This is a genomic window from Phycicoccus sonneratiae (assembly GCF_016887965.1).
GTDB classification, from domain to species: Bacteria; Actinomycetota; Actinomycetes; order Actinomycetales; family Dermatophilaceae; genus Phycicoccus; species Phycicoccus sonneratiae.
Window position 1 is genome coordinate 59,966 of sequence record NZ_JAFDVD010000006.1, and the last position, 16,601, is coordinate 76,566.

Annotated in this window: 15 protein-coding genes and 1 tRNA gene; 3 read left to right on the plus strand and 13 right to left on the minus strand. The window is 74.2% G+C overall.

Annotated features, from left to right (window positions below):
- Positions 1 to 287: 287 nt before the first annotated feature.
- The 3 genes from thrS to JQN70_RS05005 form a co-directional block, all read right to left on the minus strand.
- Complete coding sequence (gene thrS / locus JQN70_RS04995; RefSeq protein WP_204130228.1) at positions 288 to 2,273, minus strand: threonine--tRNA ligase; 1,986 nt, start codon at positions 2,271 to 2,273, stop codon at positions 288 to 290.
- A gap of 115 nt (positions 2,274 to 2,388) precedes the next feature.
- Positions 2,389 to 3,120 carry a GOLPH3/VPS74 family protein gene (locus tag JQN70_RS05000; RefSeq protein ID WP_204130229.1) on the minus strand — a complete coding sequence of 244 codons (732 nt, stop codon included), beginning with the start codon at positions 3,118 to 3,120 and terminating at the stop codon, positions 2,389 to 2,391.
- Positions 3,121 to 3,163: 43 nt separating this feature from the next.
- On the minus strand, positions 3,164 to 4,174 hold the full coding sequence (locus JQN70_RS05005) for a phosphotransferase enzyme family protein (protein WP_204130230.1): 1,011 nt from the start codon (positions 4,172 to 4,174) through the stop codon (positions 3,164 to 3,166).
- A gap of 57 nt (positions 4,175 to 4,231) precedes the next feature.
- Between JQN70_RS05005 and JQN70_RS05010 the strand changes: the two genes are divergently transcribed.
- Complete coding sequence (locus JQN70_RS05010) at positions 4,232 to 6,109, plus strand: alpha/beta hydrolase family protein (protein ID WP_204130231.1); 1,878 nt, start codon at positions 4,232 to 4,234, stop codon at positions 6,107 to 6,109.
- A 4-nt stretch (positions 6,110 to 6,113) separates the two neighbouring features.
- Here the strand turns inward: JQN70_RS05010 and JQN70_RS05015 are convergent, their stop codons facing one another.
- The 3 genes from JQN70_RS05015 to JQN70_RS05025 are packed head-to-tail and all read right to left on the minus strand — an operon-like array spanning position 6,114 to position 9,605.
- A complete protein-coding gene (locus JQN70_RS05015; RefSeq protein ID WP_204130232.1) occupies positions 6,114 to 6,965 on the minus strand; it encodes a MaoC family dehydratase in 852 nt (283 codons plus the stop codon).
- A 2-nt stretch (positions 6,966 to 6,967) separates the two neighbouring features.
- Positions 6,968 to 8,320, minus strand: coding sequence for a 3-oxoacyl-ACP reductase (locus JQN70_RS05020; protein WP_204130233.1), 1,353 nt, complete (start codon positions 8,318 to 8,320; stop codon positions 6,968 to 6,970).
- 1 nt (position 8,321) lies between these two features.
- Entirely contained in the window at positions 8,322 to 9,605 is a 1,284-nt protein-coding gene (locus tag JQN70_RS05025) for an acetyl-CoA C-acetyltransferase (RefSeq protein ID WP_307835826.1), read from the minus strand.
- A 109-nt stretch (positions 9,606 to 9,714) separates the two neighbouring features.
- Between JQN70_RS05025 and JQN70_RS05030 the strand changes: the two genes are divergently transcribed.
- On the plus strand, positions 9,715 to 10,365 hold the full coding sequence (locus tag JQN70_RS05030; RefSeq protein WP_204130235.1) for a TetR/AcrR family transcriptional regulator: 651 nt from the start codon (positions 9,715 to 9,717) through the stop codon (positions 10,363 to 10,365).
- A gap of 6 nt (positions 10,366 to 10,371) precedes the next feature.
- Here the strand turns inward: JQN70_RS05030 and JQN70_RS05035 are convergent, their stop codons facing one another.
- From JQN70_RS05035 to JQN70_RS05045, 3 genes are read right to left on the minus strand one after another with little or no spacing between them, the layout of a single operon-like run.
- Positions 10,372 to 11,631 (minus strand): class I SAM-dependent methyltransferase, encoded by a 1,260-nt coding sequence (locus JQN70_RS05035; protein WP_204130236.1) that lies wholly within the window; start codon positions 11,629 to 11,631, stop codon positions 10,372 to 10,374.
- 18 nt (positions 11,632 to 11,649) lie between these two features.
- Positions 11,650 to 13,047 (minus strand): FAD-binding oxidoreductase, encoded by a 1,398-nt coding sequence (locus JQN70_RS05040; protein WP_204130237.1) that lies wholly within the window; start codon positions 13,045 to 13,047, stop codon positions 11,650 to 11,652.
- On the minus strand, positions 13,044 to 13,388 hold the full coding sequence (locus JQN70_RS05045) for a hypothetical protein (protein WP_204130238.1): 345 nt from the start codon (positions 13,386 to 13,388) through the stop codon (positions 13,044 to 13,046). The genes JQN70_RS05040 and JQN70_RS05045 overlap by 4 nt, the downstream gene beginning before the upstream one ends.
- Positions 13,389 to 13,530: 142 nt before the next feature.
- Between JQN70_RS05045 and JQN70_RS05050 the strand changes: the two genes are divergently transcribed.
- Positions 13,531 to 14,058 (plus strand): DUF5655 domain-containing protein, encoded by a 528-nt coding sequence (locus JQN70_RS05050; RefSeq protein ID WP_204130239.1) that lies wholly within the window; start codon positions 13,531 to 13,533, stop codon positions 14,056 to 14,058.
- Positions 14,059 to 14,124: 66 nt separating this feature from the next.
- Here the strand turns inward: JQN70_RS05050 and JQN70_RS05055 are convergent.
- The 4 genes from JQN70_RS05055 to JQN70_RS05070 form a co-directional block, all read right to left on the minus strand.
- Positions 14,125 to 14,201, minus strand: a tRNA-Val gene (locus JQN70_RS05055).
- A 70-nt stretch (positions 14,202 to 14,271) separates the two neighbouring features.
- Entirely contained in the window at positions 14,272 to 14,715 is a 444-nt protein-coding gene (locus JQN70_RS05060) for a PGPGW domain-containing protein (protein ID WP_204130240.1), read from the minus strand.
- Entirely contained in the window at positions 14,712 to 15,554 is an 843-nt protein-coding gene (locus JQN70_RS05065) for an aminotransferase class IV (RefSeq protein WP_204130241.1), read from the minus strand. The genes JQN70_RS05060 and JQN70_RS05065 overlap by 4 nt, the downstream gene beginning before the upstream one ends.
- Before the next feature lie 3 nt (positions 15,555 to 15,557).
- Positions 15,558 to 16,595, minus strand: coding sequence for a chorismate-binding protein (locus tag JQN70_RS05070; protein WP_204130242.1), 1,038 nt, complete (start codon positions 16,593 to 16,595; stop codon positions 15,558 to 15,560).
- Positions 16,596 to 16,601: the final 6 nt, after the last annotated feature.

A 16,601-nucleotide genomic window follows, 5' to 3' on the forward strand; every position in this document is an offset into this window, starting at 1 on the left:
ATGCTCCGCGTCTCACGAGCCGGTATCCAGTCGCCACCACCGTCATCACCCGGTGGCTCCTCGCGGCAGAACCGCGCGGCCTGGCGTCCTTCTCCTTCTCGATCCCTCCGCCACCGAAGTGGTGGAGTGGGATATTTCTATGCCCCGGACACCCTGTCCCGCAAGAGGTTTGGCCGACCAATTTCCAGCCTGTGACGCGGACCGGCGTGTCGTCGGCGTGTCGCGTGACGGACGTGACGAGGGGTCACCCACCGACCGCCGAGTCCCACCATCCGGACACGAGCGGCTCAGACCTGGCTCTTGCTCCGGATCGCGTCGAGGACCTCGGCGACCGCGTCGTCGACCGGCACCCCGTTCTTCTGCGACCCGTCGCGGTACCGGAACGACACGGCGCCGGCGTCGCGGTCCTCGCCCCCGGCGATGAGGACGTAGGGCACCTTCGACTTGCTCGCCGTGCGGATCTTCTTCGGGAACCGGTCGTCGGACTCGTCGATCTCGAAGCGCACCCCGTGGGCCGCGAGCTTCTCGCCGACCTCGCGCAGGTACGGCACGAACTCCTCCGCCACGGGCACTCCGAGGACCTGCACCGGCGAGAGCCACACCGGGAACGCCCCGGCGTAGTGCTCGACGAGCACGCCGATGAAGCGCTCGATCGACCCGAACTTCGCCGAGTGGATCATCACCGGCTCCTGGCGCGAGCCGTCGGCGGCCTGGTACTCGAGGCCGAACCGGTGCGGCTGGTTGAAGTCGTACTGGATGGTCGACATCTGCCAGGTGCGCCCGATGGCGTCGCGGGTCTGCACCGAGATCTTCGGCCCGTAGTAGGCGGCGCCGCCCGGGTCGTCGACGAGGTCGACCCCGAAGGTCTCCGCGGTGGAGCGCAGGACCTCGGTCGCGGTCTCCCACTGCTCGTCCGAGCCGATGAACTTGTCCTTCTTGTCACCCTCGGTCGCGCGGGTCGAGAGCTCGAAGTAGTAGTCGTCGAGGCCGAAGTCCTCGAGCAGGCCGACGACGAACCGCAGCAGGTGCTCGATCTCGCCGGGCGCCTGCTCGGGGGTGACGTAGGAGTGCGAGTCGTCCTGGGTCATCGCCCGCACGCGGGTCAGGCCGTGGACGACACCCGACTTCTCGAACCGGTAGACCGACCCGAACTCGAAGAGGCGCATCGGCAGCTCGCGGTAGGAGCGGCCGCGCGAACGGAAGATGAGGTTGTGCATCGGGCAGTTCATCGCCTTGAGGCGGTACTGCGCGTGCTCGAGCTCCATCGGCGGGAACATCGTGTCGGCGTAGTACGGCAGGTGCCCCGAGGTGTGGAAGAGGCCGTCCTTGCTGATGTGCGGGGTGCCGACGTACTGGAAGCCCTCCTCGAGGTGCCGGCGCCGGACGTAGTCCTCCATCTCGCGCTTGATGACGCCGCCACGGGGGTGGAAGACGGCCATCCCGGAGCCGAGCTCGTCGGGAAAGGAGAAGAGGTCGAGCTCGGCGCCGAGCTTGCGGTGGTCGCGCTTCTCGGCCTCGGCGAGCCGGTCGAGGTGGGCCTTGAGCTCGTCCTTGGTCGGCCAGGCGGTGCCGTAGACGCGCTGCAGCTGCGGGTTCTTCTCCGAGCCGCGCCAGTAGGCGGCGGCGGACCGCATCAGCTTGAAGGCGTTGCCGAGGACCTTGGTCGACGGCACGTGCGGGCCGCGGCACAGGTCGCCCCAGGCCACCGAGCCGTCACGCCGGACGTTGTCGTAGATCGTCAGCTGGCTGCCGCCGACTTCCACGGACGCCCCTTCGGCGGCGTCCTCGGCGGCCCCGCCCTTGAGCCCGATGAGCTCGATCTTGTACGGCTCGTCGGCGAGCTCGACGGCGGCGTCGGCGTCGCTCACCTCGCGGCGGTGGAAGGTCTGGCCCTCGTTGACGATGCGCTGCATCACCTTCTCGAGTGCCTTGAGGTCCTCGGGGGTGAACGGGGTCTCGACGTCGAAGTCGTAGTAGAAGCCGTCGCGGACGGGCGGCCCGATGCCGAGCTTCGCGTCCGGGTGCACCTCCTGGACGGCCTGGGCCAGCACGTGCGCGGCGCTGTGCCGGAGGACGTCGAGGCCGTCCTGCTCGGCCGCGGTGACCGGCTCGACGACGTCGCCGTCGGCGGCCGGGAGGTGCAGGTCGCGCAGCTCGCCGCCGACCCGGGCGACGAGCACGGTGCGGTCGCCGTCGAAGAGGTCGCCGTACGTCGTCCCCCCGGACACCGATCGCTCGCTTCCGGCGACGTGGACGGTGATCTGGGCGGACATGGCGCAGGCGCTCCTCGGCAGGTGGTGGGCGGGCCGGTGCTCCGGCCCGCCCCGATGCTATCGAGGCGTGGCGGGCCGGGTCGCGGCAGTTCCCGGGCGCGGGGTGGTGGGGTCCTCAGCTCGTGGCGGCGGTCGTCGCCGCAGTCGTCGCGACCATGCTCGCGACGAGCACGGCGTGCACCTCCTGGACGGCGGCCCGCACGGCCGGGGCCGCCCAGTCCCCCGCCGTCGCCGCCTCGGCCCGGCGACGCGCCTCGGCCTTGGGCAGGCCGGTGACGGCGGCGAGCCGGTCGGTGGCCGAGAGCAGCGCGACGAGGGCGGCGGTCGGGGGGTCCGGTGGTCCGCCGCGGGCGTCGAGGGCGCCGGTGACCCGGGCCCGCAGCGCGTCGAGGACCGTGGGGTCGGCCACCGACCAGCGGGTGCGGGGGAAGAGGCCGAGGACCCGGTCGTCCTCGCGCCGGACGACGCCCGCGGCGGCCATCGCGTCGAGGAGGTGGGTGCGCAGGGCGCCGGCCCGGTCGCGCCAGGCGCCCGCGCCGCCGAGGCGCGAGACGGCGTCCTTCGGGCGCCGGCCGTCGGCCTGCTCGAGGGCGTCGCTCAGCAGGGGGTCGGTGGGTGCGGCGGTGCCCGTGCGGCGCAGGCGGGCCCGCTTGGGGTCCGGCCCGTCGAGGGCGAGGGCGCCGTCGAGCGTGAGCTGGGCGACGGCGGCACCGGCGACGGCGGCCTTCATCCGGACGGAGTCGAGCGCGGGTCGCCCGGAGTGCGGGTCGAGGGTCAGGAGCACGAGCTCCTCGGTGAGCGAGAGGGTCATCGTCGCCTCCTCGGTGGCGGTGTCGGTCCCCACCATCGGACCACCGGGCCGGCGGGGGCGCCTCCCCCTGGGGGTGGAGTCAGCCCTCGACGTCGAGGCGGAAGGTGCCGGTGTCGAACCAGTGGCGCAGCCGCGCCACGGTGGTGCGCCGGTAGTCGTCGGCCATCGCCCGCAGCGACGCGGTGCTCGAGTCGAGCAGCGAGTTCGCGAGGAGCAGCTGCCGGGCGGCGACGAGCGCCTCGACGTCGCCCGGGTCGGCGTCGGGCAGCGGCGCGACCTCGGCGTACCCCTCCCGGAGCGCGGCCTCGGCCGCCTCGGCACCGCCGCGGCGCAGGTAGAAGGTCGTGATCGCGAGGTCGAGGACAGGGATCCCGAGGCCGGCGTCGTCGAAGTCGAAGACCGCGAGGCGGCCCTCGTGCCACTTGAGGTTGCCGCCGTGCAGGTCGGCGTGGAGCGGGACGACCTCGGCCCCGGAGGACAGCCGCTCGAAGGCCTCCCGCGTCCGGCGCAGGGCCTCGACGAGCACGACCCGGTCGGTGTCGGCGAGCCCCGGGGCGCCGAGGAGGACCTCGCGGTCGCCGAAGAGCGGGTCCTCGAAGCGCGGGAGGTCGGCGTCCTCGGGCATCGACCAGGCGGCGGACTGCCGGTGCAGGGTCGCGGTGGCCCGACCGAGCGCACGGGCCCAGTCGGCGGACGCCTCGTCACCCGCGTCGTCGCCCTCGAGCCACGACGCGGCGGTGACGAGGACCGGGCGAGCGAGCCCGGTCGGCTCGGCCGTGACGAACCATCCGCCGTCGGTGGTCCGCAGCGGGCGCGGCACGACGACGTCGGTCGTCGTGGCGATGGCCTCCTGCCACGCCTGCTGGGCGCGGACGTTGGCCGGCGTGCTCTTGGAGTTCGTCCCGACGCGCAGCGCGAACCGTTCGCCGCCGACCGTGTCGACGGCGAAGGTCGTGTTGTAGGCGTGGAGCACCGGCTCCATCCGCGCGACGTCGAGCCCGAACGCGTGCGCGGCCCCGAGGGCGGCGGGGCGCAGGACCTCGACCTGCTCCTCCTCGTCGAGGTCGTCGTACGGCGTGGGCGGCGTCACGGGCCCACCCAACCACTCGGACGCTCGCCGTGGCACCTCGCCACCTAGGGTCGGGGGATGCGGACCCTCCCCTACGGCACCTGGCCCTCCCCGCTCGCCCCGGACGACCTCGCCGGCGGGCAGGTCTTCCTCGACGAGGTGCACGCCGACGGTGCCGACACGTGGTGGCTCGAGCGGCGCCCCGCGGACGGGGGGCGGCAGGTCCTCGTCCGCCACGACGGCGACGCCCCGGCCGACGTGCTCCCGGCCCCGTGGAACGTGCGCACCCGGGTCCACGAGTACGGCGGCGGCGCCTACGCCGTGTCCGCCGGCACGGTCGTGTTCTCGCACCTCGGCGACGACCGCCTGCACCGCCTCGACCCCGGGGCGTCCGCGCCGGTCGCCCTCACGCCGGAGGGCCCGTGGCGCTACGGCGGCCTGGTCCTCCACGGCGAGCACGTCTACGCGGTGCGCGAGGACCACTCCCGCGACCCGGAGCCGGCGAACGAGCTCGTGCGCCTCGACCTGCACGGCGAGAACGCCGACGGCGGCACGGTGCTGCACACCGGCACCGACTTCGTCTCCCGGCCGGCGGTGTCACCGGACGGCACGCGCATCGCCTACGTCGTGTGGGACCACCCGAACATGCCGTGGGACTCCACCCGGCTCGTCGTGGCCCACCTCGACGCCGACGGCGTGAGCGATGCCGTCACCGTCGCGGGCGGCGAGGGCGTCTCGGTCGTCCAGCCCACGTTCGGTCCCGACGGCTCGCTGTGGTTCGTGTCCGACGAGTCGGGGTGGTGGCTGGTCCACCGCGACGCCGGTGACGGTCCGCACCCCGTGCACGACACGGAGGCCGACCACGCCGCCCCGCAGTGGATCCTCGGGATGGGCGACCTCGCGGTCCTCGACGCCGAGCGGGCCCTCGTCCGCTGGTGGGAACCGGGCGGGCAGGGGCTGGGGGTCCTCGACACGACGACCGGCGAGGTCGTCCCGTCCGCCGGCTCGGGCGCGTTCCACGACCACCTCGGCTCCGCGGACGGCGAGGTCGTCCTCAAGCGCGGTCGCGCCGACGGGCTGCCCGAGGTCGTCCGGGGACCGGCCGCCGGTCCGTTCCGGGTGCTCGGCGGCTCGGGCGGCACCCGGCTCGACCCCGGGTCGGTGTCCACCCCCGAGCCGCGCACCTGGCGCAACGGCGACGGGGACGAGGTGCACGGGCTGTACTACGCCCCGCGGCTCGCAGGGGTCGAGGGCCCGGCCGACGAGCGCCCGCCGCTGCTCGTCCTCGCCCACGGCGGCCCGACGAGCCGCGCGGAGGCCGCGTACACGACCGCCGTCCAGTTCTGGACCACCCGCGGCTTCGCCGTGCTGGACGTCAACTACTCGGGCAGCACCGGCTACGGCCGCGCCTACCGCGACCGCCTCCTCGGGCGGTGGGGGGAGGTCGACATCGACGACTGCGTCACCGGCGCCCTCGCGACGGCCGACGCGGGCCTCGCCGACCGCTCCCGGCTCGCCGTGCGCGGCGGGAGCGCCGGCGGGTACGTGGTGCTCCGGGCCATGACGACGAGCGACGCGTTCGCGGCCGGGACGAGCCTCTTCGGCATCGGCGACCTCGCGGCCCTCGCGCAGCACACCCACAAGTTCGAGTCGCGCTACACCGACCGGCTCGTCGCCCCGTGGCCCGAGGGCGAGCAGGTGTACCGCGACCGCTCCCCCGTCCACCACGTCGACCGGCTCCACGGCGAGCTCCTGCTGCTCCAGGGCACCGACGACATGGTCGTGCCGCTCGCGCAGGCCGAGGACATGGCGGCGGCGATGCGGGCCGCCGGGCGCGAGGTCGAGCTCGCCGTCTACGAGGGCGAGGGCCACGGCTTCCGGCGCCGCGACACGATCGTCGACGCCCTCGAGCGCGAGCTGGCCTTCTACACGCGGGTGCTGCGACTCGGGACCTGACGCGTCACGCGTCGAGGGTCACGACCACGTGCGTCGTCGACGGGTCCTTGCGTGACCGCAGCCCGGCGAGCACGCCTGTGCCGGAACGCTGCACGACGAGCTCGACGGTCGAGGGCAGGAACACCGGCTTGGTGAACCACACGCGGCTCGTCGACGGCCCGAGGGAGCCGCGCCCCAGCGCCGCCAGCGTCCGGGCGTAGGTCCACATCCCGTGCGCGATGTGGCGGGGGAAGCCCATGGCCCTCGCCGACAGCGGGTGCAGGTGGATGGGGTTGACGTCGCCGGAGACGGACGCGTACTCGCGCCCGAGGTCGTCCGGCAGGCGCCACACCGCCACGGCCGGTCCGCCCGGCAGCGCGGGCGGCGCGTCACCCCGAGGGGCGTCCTCGCTCCCCCGGCCGCGGCCGAGGTAGACGCTGTCGCACTCCCAGACGAGCTCGCCGGCCACCCGTGCCTCGAGCCGGACGTCGAGGGTGCGCCCGCGGCGGTGCGGGCGCAGGGCGCCGGCGGTGACGTCGAGGGTCAGCGGCTCGGCGGCGTCGAGCCGCCGGTGGGTGGTGACCCGGTTCTCGAGGTGCACCATGCCCGGCAGCGCGACCGGGAAGTCCGGGCGGGCCATGAGGGCGGTCTGCACCGGGAAGGCCAGCACCCAGGGATAGGCCTGCGGGAGGGTGTCCGACACGTCGTACCCGGTGAGCCGCTGGTAGGCGGCCAGCCGGTGCCGGTCGACGACGACGTCCTCGACGCGCAGGGTGCGCTCGGGGACCTCGCCCCCGTGCCGTCCGCGCGCGGTGAGCGCGGCCCGCGCGAGCAGCGGGACGGTCGACGGCGGTCCGTCGAGGACCTCGACAGCCATCCTCAGGCCCCCAGCAGGCTCTGGCCGCAGACGCGGACGACGTTGCCGGACACCGCGGCCTGCCCGTCGGCGGCGAAGAACGCGATGGTCTCCGCGACGTCGACCGGCAGCCCACCCTGCGCGAGGCTGTTGAGCCGGCGGCCCAGCTCGCGGGTGGCGAGCGGGATGCGGGCGGTCATCTCGGTCTCGATGAAGCCCGGCGCCACGGCGTTGACGGTGATGCCCCGGCGGCGCAGCCCGCGGTCCGCGGCGTAACCGTCGACGAGGCCGATGACACCGGCCTTGGACGCGGCGTAGTTGCTCTGCCCGCGGTTCCCGGCGATGCCGGCGATCGACGAGACGAGGACCACGCGGCCGCCCTGTCGCAGACCGTCCTTGGCGAGCAGCGCCTCGTTCATCGAGAGGATCGACAGGAGGTTGACCCGCAGCACGGAGTCCCACCGGTCGGCGTCGGTGTTGGCGAGCAGCTTGTCGCGGGTGATGCCCGCGTTGTGCACGACGAGGTCGAGGCCCCCGTGCCGGGTGCGGGCGTGCTCGGCGATGCGGGCGCCGGCGTCGGCGGCGGTGACGTCGAGCTGGAGCGCGGTGCCGCCGACCTCGTTCGCCACGGCGGCGAGGGCACCACCCGCCGCCGGCACGTCGACGCAGACGACGGTCGCGCCGTCGCGGTGCAGGGTGCGGGCGATGTCGGCACCGATGCCGCGCGCCGCGCCGGTGACGACGGCGACCTTGCCGGCGAGCGGGCGGTCGGCGTCGGCCGGTGCTGCGGGCGCCTCGCCCTCCCCGACCCGGAGCACCTGACCGTCGACGTAGGCCGACCGGGCGGAGAGGAGGAAGAGCACCGTGCCGAGGGCCGCGGCCTCGGACCCGTCGGCGACGAGGACGAGGTTGGCCGTGGCGCCGGAGCGCAGCTCCTTGCCGACCGAGCGGGTGATGCCCTCGAGCGCCCGCCGCGCCGCGCGCTGGGCCACCGACCCGGCGCGGCCGGGGTCGCGCCCGACGACGACGACCCGGGCACAGCGGCCGAGCCGCTTGAGCGCCGGGGCCAACGTCGCGCGCAGCGACTCGAGGTCGGCGGGGGTCTCGGCCGCGGTGAGGTCGACGACGACGCCGCCGAGCCGGGTGCCGTCCGGCACCTGGTCGACGAGCGACGCACCGGCCGCGGTCAGCCCCTCCCGCAGGGCGGCCAGGGCCGGGGTGCCTCCGTGCCCGCCGACGAGCACCGGCCCGTCGACGAGCGGGCGACCCGGCGCGTACCGGCGCAGCGGCACCGGCTGCGGCAGGCCGAGGGTGGTCGCGAGCTTCTTCCCGAACCCGGTGCCCACGAAGGACGTGTAGCCGTCGGAGCGGGGCACCTCAGGCCGCCTCGAGGATGGCGACGACGCCCTGCCCACCGGCCGCGCAGATGCTGATGAGGCCCCGTGCGCCGGAACCCCTCTCGTGCAGCAGCTTCGCGAGCGTGGCGACGATGCGGCCGCCGGTCGCGGCGAACGGGTGGCCGGCGGCGAGCGACGAGCCGGTGACGTTGAGCTTCGCGCGGTCGATGCTGCCGAGCGGTGCGTCGAGGCCGAGCCGGTCGTGGCAGAACTCCTCGTCCTCCCACGCGGCCATCGTCGAGAGGACCGTGGCGGCGAAGGCCTCGTGGATCTCGTAGAGGTCGAAGTCCTGGAGGGTGAGGCCCTGGCGGGCGAGCATCCGCGGCACGGCGTAGGCGGGGGCCATGAGCAGGCCCTCCTCACCGCCGAGGTAGTCGACCGCGGCGGTCTCGCCGTCGACGAAGAACGCCAGCGGCTTCAGGCCGTGGGCGGCCGCCCACTCCTCGGAGCCGAGCAACACCGCCGAGGCGCCGTCGGACAGCGGCGTGGAGTTGGCGGCGGTCATCGTGGCGTCGGGTCCGGACCCGAAGGCGGTGCGCAGCGAGCCGAGCTTCTCGAGCGTGGAGTCCGGACGCAGGTTCTGGTCGCGGGTCAGGCCGAGGTAGGGCGTCAGCAGGTCGTCGAAGAAGCCGCGCTCGTAGGCCGCGGCGAGCTTCTGGTGGCTGGCCAGCGCCAGCTCGTCCTGCGCCTCGCGCGTGATGCGCCACCGGGCGGCGGTGATGGCCATGTGCTCGCCCATCGACATGCCGGTGCGGGGCTCGGTGGCGGCGGGCACCTGGATGCCGAGGTCCGTGGGGCGCAGGCTGATCGCGGCCTTCGCCCGGTCGGCCGGGGTCTTCGCGCGGTTGAGGCGCAGCAGCTTCTGGCGCAGCTTCTCGGGGACGACGATCGGGGCGTCCGAGGCGGAGTCGACGCCACCGGCGATCGCCGAGTCGGCTTGGCCGAGGGCGATCTTGTTCGCGACGAGGATGGTGGCCTCGAGCCCGGTGCCGCAGGCCTGCTGGATGTCGTAGGCCGGGGTGTCCGGGGCCAGGCTCGAGCCGAGCACCGCCTCGCGGGTGAGGTTGAAGTCGCGGCTGTGCTTGATGACGGCGCCGGCGACGACCTCACCGAGCCGCTCCCCCGCGAGCCCGTGCCGGGCGACGAGGCCCTCGAGGGCCGCGGTGAGCATGTCCTGGTTCGAGGCCTCGGCGTACGGGCCGAACTGTCGGGCGAAGGGGATGCGGTTGCCGCCGAGGACGGCGGCGCGGCGCGTGGTGGTCACCGGTCTGGCTCCTGCTGCGATCGGGGGCGGCACGGACGGTCGTCGGCGCCGCAAGGTATCCGGTACCGACGGTAACAGGTACCGCCGGTTCCTGCTACCGTCCTGACCCGTGACCTCCGCCTCCCCGACCGACGGCCGCAGCGCCCGCTGGGACGAGCACCGGCTCGCCCGCCGCCGCGAGCTCGTCGAGTCGACCGTGCGCGCCATCCGCGAGCACGGGGCGGCGGTGGGGATGGACGAGGTCGCCGCGGCCGCCGGCACGTCCAAGACCGTCGTGTACCGGCACTTCACCGACCGGGCGGGGCTCTACGCGGCGGTCGCCGACCGGGTCGACGGCACGATCATCCGCGGCATCACCCGGGCCGCCGACGGACCGGACGGCGAGCCGCTCCCCCCGCGCGAGGTGGTCCGCGCCGTCATCGCCGCCTACCTCCACCTCGTCGAGGACGACCCCGAGGTGTACCGGTTCATCGTCAACGCCCCGCTGCTGCTCCCGGGCGAGCGGCCGGACGGCGACGTCGCCGCGGGGATGACCGGCCGGATCGCCGAGCACGTCGCGGGCATCGTCGCCGGCGTCGAGCGGGCGACGCCCGTGGACGCCGACACCGCGACGCTCTGGGGGGTCGCGCTCGTGGGGATGGTGCGCGCGGCCGCCGACGCGTGGCTCGCCGGGGGTCCGGATGGCGGGGGCCGCAGCGCCGACGCCCTCGCCGACGACCTCACGACCCTCGCCTGGGACGGCCTGCGCCCGCGCGGCTGAACCGCCTCAGGTGCTCCACCACGGCCGGAGCGGCAGACCGCTCAGGCCGTCCGCGCCGGTCTTGGCGGCGAGCACGTGGTGCAGCTGGATCTCGTTGCGCTCGAACCCGAGTCGCGAGCCCGCCATGTACAGGCCCCAGACCCGGGCCGTCCCCTCACCGACCTCCTCGACGCACTCGTCCCAGTGCTCGACGAGGTTGCGGCACCAGCCCGCGAGGGTCAGCGCGTAGTGCTCGCGCAGGTTCTCCTCGTGGAACACCTCGAGCCCGGCGTCCTGCACCTCGGTGATGATCCGCCCCGAACCCGTCAGCTCGCCGTCCGGGAACACGTAGCGGTCGATGAACGCGCCGGTCTCGGTGCGGCGGTTGTGCGGACGGGTGATGCAGTGGTTGAGCAGCAGCCCACCGGTGCGCAGCCGGTCGCGGATGAACCCGAAGTACGCCGGGTAGTTGCGCACCCCGATGTGCTCGGTGAGGCCGATCGACGACACGGCGTCGAAACCGCTCTCGGTGACCGCCCGGTAGTCGCTGTGCCGCACCTCGGCGAGGTCGGCGAGGCCCTCCTCGGCGATGGCCTTCTGCGCCCAGAGGGCCTGCTCGCGCGAGAGCGTCACGCCGAGCACCGAGACCCCGCGACGGGCGGCGTGGCGCACCATCCCGCCCCAGCCGCACCCGATGTCGAGCAGCCGGTCGCCGGGCCGCAGCCCGAGCTTGTCGAAGACGAGCCGGTACTTGTTCTCCTGCGCCTCCTCGAGGGTGGCGTCGGCGGCCGGGTAGCAGGCGCACGTGTAGGTCATCGACGGGCCGAGGACCATCTCGTAGAACCGGTTCGAGACGTCGTAGTGGTGGTGGATGGCCTCGGCGTCCCGGGTCTGGTTGTGCCGCAACCCCTCCGCGAGCCGGCGCCAGCGGGGCAGGCTCTCCTGGGGCGGGGGCGGCGGCGGCGTGAGGCCGCGGACCCCGAGCATCCGCGAGAGCTCGAGCACCTGCTCGCGACCCGGTCGCCGGAACCGCACGCCGGAGAGGTCGGCGAGCAGGTCGTAGGGGTCACCGGGGTGCACCCCCTCGACCCGCAGGTCGCCGGACACGTAGGCCCGGGCCAGCCCGAGGTCCCCCGGCGCAGTGGCGAGGTAGCTCAGGCCACGGGGCGTCGCGACGGTGAGGCGACGCGCCGCCTCGGCCGGTCCGACGCCGGAGCCGTCGTACGCCTCGACGCGCAACGGCAGGGGTCCGTCGACGACGGACTCGACGATCTGGGCGATGCTCACGTGCTCCTCCTGCTGGTGTCAGGCACCACGGACCGCCTTCGCGTAGAGGTCGGGCAGCCGGTGTCCGGGGTCGTAGCGCTCCTTGAGCGCCGGGTAGTCGGCGCCGCCGTAGTGGCGCCAGAAGGTCTCCTCGTCGTAGAAGGCCTCCGAGTACAGGGACTTGTGGCCGCCGAGGTCGCTCACGGCGTCCTCGATGCGGCGGTTCGTGGCGCCCGGGCCGGCACCGGGGTCGACGGGGACCGTGGACCAGAAGCCGACGTTGACGTACCGCTCCCCCGGCGCGAGGGGGTAGAGCGTCCACGGGCGGTCGTCACGAAGCTGCAACGGGCACAGCCAGATCGGCTCGATGGGGACCTCGCGAAGGAACCAGCGGAGGAACTCGGCGGTGCGCTCGAGAGGGATCTCGACGTCCTGCACGACCCGCTCTCGCGGCGGCCGCCCCTTGCGCGCCTCGAGCCGGTCGGCGACGTCGAAGCGCCGGTCGAGGGCGACGAGCTTCCAGTAGACGCTCGAGCGCAGCCAGCGCCGCGGCCACATCCGACGGACCAGCGGGTTCTGCGCTCCGAAGGCCCGCGAGCACCAGAACCAGTCGGTGTCCCAGCGCCAGAGGTAGTCGAGGGTGCTCAGGGTGTCGCGGGTCGGGCGCGGGCGGTCGTGCTGGATCGAGCGGTAGAAGACCTGCTGCCCGGCGTAGTCGCTCGTCGGGCCCGGCTCGTCGCTGCGCCGACCGAGGACGAGGTAGGACTCGTCGGCGCTGAACACGACGCCGTCGAGGTAGTCGACCGGCTCGCCGTCGTGCTCGCCCGCGGTCATCACGCGCCCGACGGCGGCGAGCAGCGCGTCGAGGTCGTGGAAGCGGACGTGCCGCAGCGAGACGGTGCGGCCGACCGGCTCGAGCTCGATGCGCAGCCGGGTCGCGTAGCCGAGGGTGCCGTAGGAGTTGGGGAAGCCGCGGAAGAGGTCGGGGTTACGGGTCGTGGCGTCGGCGGTGACGACCTCGCCCGCGCCCGTCAGCACGTCCATCTCGAGGACCGACTCGTGGGGCAGCCCGTTGCGCCACGACGCCGACTCGATGCCCAGCCCGGTGACCGCCCCGCCGAGGGTGATGGTGCGCAGCTGGGGCACGACGAGCGGGGTCAGGCCGTGCGGCAGCGTGGCATCGACGAGGTCCTCGTAGGTGCACATGCCCTGGACGTCGGCCGTGCGAGCGTCCGGGTCGACGGACACGACGCCGGTGAGGCCGCTCGTGTCGAGCCCCGGGGCGTCGGTGGTGGTGCGGGCCCGGAACAGGTTGCTCGTGCGCTTCGCGAGGCGCACCGGCGCGCCCTCGGGGATGGCCCGGTGGCTGGCGACGAGGCGCTGCACCCCGGCGTCGTGCGCGGCCGTCCCCGTCGTCGCGGGGGCGGAGACGGTCACGACGCGTCCTCCACGACCTCCACGGCGTCGCCGACGCGCACGGTGCCCGGGTGCCCGACGGCCGCGTACAGGCCGGCGCACGCGTTGCCGGTGGACTCGACCGCGAGGACGACGTCGCCGACGCGCAGGACGTGCCCGCTGAGCGCCTCGACCTCGGCCGTCGGGGCGTCGAGGACGAGGTTGGCCCGGGTGTGCGGCGAGTCGTGTCCCACGACCGACACCGCGGCCTTCTTCGGCCGGTCGCCGACGAGCCCGGCGAGCGCCACCTCGGCGCTGTCGTGGTCGTGGGCGGCGGCCCGCCGCTCGGGGAAGGTGTGGATGCTCCGCACCGACATCGTCATGGCTCCATGCATACACCCGGGAGGGGACGGTGCAGCCACTGCATTTCCCGGTGTTCACCCCGTGACCCTCAGGAATCCCCAAGCCGCCGAGAGGTGCTCGAGGCACTGGCCGTGGCCCAGGACCCGCGAGATCATCTCTCCCATGGACGACCCCTTCCAGAACCTGCAGTCCCGGACCGGGCACACGATGGACGAGTGGATGGCCCTCGTCGCCGACAGCGGCCGGGAGAAGCACGGCGAGATCGTCGCCTGGCTCAAGTCCACGCACGGCATCACCCACGGCTTCGCCAACGGCATCGCCCTGGCCTTCCGGTCCCGGGGGGCACCGACGAGCGAGGAGGGCCTCGTCGACGCCCAGTACAGCGGCGCCAAGGCCGCGTTGCGTCCGGTGCTCGAGCGGATCCTCGCGCTGGCGCGCGACCTCGGACCCGACGTCGACGTCGCGCCCAAGAAGACCTCGGTGTCGCTGCGCCGCACCACCCAGTTCGCGGTGGTCGAGGCGGCCAGCGCGTCGCGGGTCAAGCTCGGGCTCCAGCTCCGCGACCACCCCACCACCGATCGGCTGCGGTCGGCCGCCGGCATGTGCTCGCACACGGTCGACGTCCGTTCGGTCGACGACGTCGACGACGAGGTGCTCGGGTGGCTGCGCACCGCCTACGACCGCAACTGACCCTCAGCGCTCCCGAGCCCCGCCACACCACGAAGCCCTCCGGTCGCTGACGCTCCCGGAGGGCTTTGGTGGATGTGGAGGGACTCGAACCCCCGGCCTCTCGCGTGTGAAGCGAACGCTCTAACCAACTGAGCTACACATCCGGGTGCCGTGCGGCCTGCCGAGGATACCCAACGCCCCGGGTCGGCGGAAATCGGCCCCGCAGCGCACCCCTCAGAGGGCGGCGTGCGCGTGCAGCCAGCCCTCGATGCCGTCCGGGAGGAACGACGGCACGCCGGTGAGCCGCAGCGCCAGCCACACGACGGCGAGCACGAACGCGAAGGTCAGCAGCCCGACGAGCGCCTTGACGCCGAGCGGCTGGGCACGGACCCACTCCTCCCACCGGCGGACCTGCTTCTTGACCCACTCGAGGAGGTCGGCGGCCGGCTCGATCTCCGAGGCCCAGACCGCGAGCCCGAGGATGACGATGAGCCAGCCCGGCCCCGGGAGGGGCACGAGGGCGAACCCGCCGAGGACGAGGACGAGGCCGACGAGGGCCACGGTGGTGCGCAGCGCGATGCGGGTCGTGCGGTTGGCGCGCAGCCGGCTCCGCCAGGCCCACTCGTCGTGGTCGTCGGCGGCGCGGAAGAACGCACGGCGGGGACGCGTCTCGGTCACGGCTCGGCCGTCCGGGCGGCGTGACGGGCCCACACCTCACGCACCGCGGCCGTCACCGGACCCGGCGCCTCGAGCGCCCGGCCGTCGACCGCGGACACCGGCATGACGTCCTTGACCGACGAGGTGATGAAGACCTCGTCGGCCTCGGCGAGCACCTCGAGGGGCAGCGTCTCCTCGACGACGTCGAGGCCGTCCTCGCGGCTCCACTCGATCACCAGGGCGCGGGAGATGCCGGCGAGGCACCCGCTGTCGAGCGCCGGGGTGCGCAGGACGCCGTCGGTGACGACGAAGACGTTGCAGCCGGTGCCCTCGCAGAGCTCGCCCCGGGTGTTGGCGAACAGTGCCTCGATCGCCCCCTGCTCGGCCGCCCGGGCCAGCGCGACGACGTTCTCGGCGTAGGAGGTCGTCTTGAGCCCGACCGTCGCGGACCGCTCGTTGCGCACCCACGGCACCGTGACGACGCGGCCCGACGCGGCGGGACGCGCCTGCTCGACGGCCGTGACGATGTACGTGAGCGCCGAGTCGAGCCGGTCCGAGCCGAGCGGCCCCCGCCCGGCGGTGACCGTCCACCGCAGCCGGCCGAAGGGCATCGGCGGCCCCTCGAGGACGGCGGCGACCCCCTCGCGCACCCGGTCGTGGTCGGCGGCCGGCAGCCCGAGCCCGGCGATCGTGCGGTCCATGCGGGCCAGGTGGCGCCCGAGCGCGAACGGCACGCCGTCCTCGACCTTGGCCGTCTCGAAGGCGCCGTCGCCCACGGTGACGCCGTGGTCGACGGCACTCACCGCCGGGGCATCGGCGGGGACGCGGGCACCGTCGACCCACACGCGGATGTCCGTCATGCGTCACACCCTCCCAGACACCGGCGCGCGCCCCGTGGCAATCCCGACGAGGCGCGCCGCCTTGAGCTCGGTCTCGTCCCACTCCTGGGCGGCCGAGCTGCCCCACGTGATGCCGGCGCCGGTCCCGAACCGCAGCACCCGGCGGCCGCCGTCGTCGCGTGCCGCCCAGAACGTGCGGATGCCGACGGCGAGGACGGCCTCGTCGTGGTCGGCGTCGACCCACCCGACCGCGCCGCAGTACGGGCCCCGGGGCACCGGCTCGAGGTCGGCGATGGCGAGCAGCGCGGTGTGCTTCGGGGCGCCGCTCACCGACCCCGGCGGGAAGGTCGCCGCGAGCACCTCGCGCCACGAGGTGCCCGGACGCACCCGGCCGGTGACGTCGGACACGAGGTGCACCAGCCCCGGGTGCTCCTCGACCCGGCAGAGGGCGTCGACCTCGACCGTGCCCGGCCGGCTGACGTGCGCGAGGTCGTTGCGCACGAGGTCGACGATCATGACGTTCTCGGCGAAGTCCTTCGGGAGCATCGCGGAGGACTTCGTCGCGGTCCCCTTGATCGGGCTGGAGGTCAGGGTGTCGCCGTGCCGCACGAGGTAGGCCTCCGGTGAGGCGCAGGCCACCTCGAGCCCCACCTCCGGCAGGTCGAGGGTGGCGGCGTACGGCGCCGGGTTGCCTCGTGCGAGAACGGCGCCGAGGTCGCCGATCCGCGCGTCCTCGGGGAGGTCGTGCTCCATCACCCGGCAGAGGTTGACCTGGTAGACCGTGCCGGCGGCGATGCGGCGCCGGACCTCCTCGACGCCCGCGAGGTACTCCTCGCGCCCGAGGCTGGAGCGCCACGCGCCGGTGAGCCCGGGCCAGGTCTCCCCCGTCGGCGGGTCCTGCACCTCCCGGCGCACGTCGGTCATTCGCACCGCCGTCAGGGCCCCCTCGAAGGTGACGACGACGGCCCAGAACCCCGAGGTCATGGCGTCCGGGTCGTGGACCACGGTGTCGACACCGCGCGCCTCCACGCTCCCGAACCGTGCGACCGCCACGCCGAGCATCGTAGG